1 protein-coding gene is annotated in these 968 nt (G+C 54.8%); it reads right to left on the bottom strand.

From position 1 onward, the window contains the following. Positions 1-144: 144 nt before the first annotated feature. Positions 145-738: a hypothetical protein gene (locus H5395_RS18405; RefSeq protein ID WP_182793995.1), complete on the bottom strand. Its 594-nt coding sequence runs from the start codon at positions 736-738 to the stop codon at positions 145-147. Positions 739-968 lie beyond the last annotated feature (230 nt).

Below are 968 nucleotides of genomic sequence, written 5' to 3'. Positions count from 1 at the left end.
AGGGCCGTCCGGGAATGGGTTGCCGCCCGCAATCAGCTGGCCATAATGTTCGCCGGGCGCTTCGACGCCTGACCGTATCTGAAAACCGCATGGGCCGGATCAGATACACGGAGTTCAGGACACTCCCGATCCGGTCGCGAGGAATCAAGCTTGCGGCGGCAGACACAGCTTTTCGCGTATCGCTCCGAACACGTCATCAGGATTCTCGCCCCGCACAAGCCGCCGCATCGGCGTGACGATACATTTTTCCACGTCATCTGTGCTGGTCAGAGCGTCAAGAGGAACCGCGAAGAACCAGCTTACTTCGTCTGAGTGAATCCAGCGATACTCGTCGGTGACGCACTCCTCGACATAGCCCGACGAGTTGGGGTCTTCACTATCAAATCCCCACGCATGGTCAAAGTTCTTGAACGGCGCATACCCCGCCAGAACCTTGGCGCGTTTTCCGTGTTGCCAGTCACCTTCAACTCCGACGTCGCAGGTAAGCTGGATGGCCAGGGTAATCCAGCCAGTATCTCTCAAGTTCACGTTTGGCCGTTGCCTGACCTTGTAATAAGCTTCCCAGACGGGATATATCCATCCATTATCTTCAGAATCTGAATTATTACGCTCTATGACAAGAACAGGATCTCCCCCTTCGCATTCGATCAAATCAAATGCTTCCCAAAGCTTATCGAGGTTTTTGGAGGATTTCATCATATTTTGGGCGGATTGCCAGATCGCTTCGTCAGTGGTCATAGGTCCCTCTCGATAAAGTTGAATTGCGCGATCGGCACGGACTTGACTGCGGTTCTGGAGTCAAACTCCCTGCCTGCTGCGAAAGCAAAACTCGCAGCCGGTGGGCGTTGTTGCAGAACTCTGCCCTCGGAAGGATTCACTGGAGTGGTCCAGCGGGTTAAGGGCCTGCCATGACCAGGCCTGAACCCACCCGCTACCGCACGACGAACTGGAAATCCTACAATGATGGG

The organism is Paracoccus sp. MC1854 (assembly GCF_014164635.1).
Taxonomy (GTDB): domain Bacteria; phylum Pseudomonadota; class Alphaproteobacteria; order Rhodobacterales; family Rhodobacteraceae; genus Paracoccus.
Note: the sequence above shows the minus strand (reverse complement) of the source record. Positions and strands in the feature narration are given on the sequence as shown.

Excerpts from the sequence above, each read along its gene's own strand:
- H5395_RS18405 (WP_182793995.1), bottom strand. The coding sequence starts at position 738 with ATGACCACTGACGAAGCGATCTGGCAATCCGCCCAAAATATGATGAAA.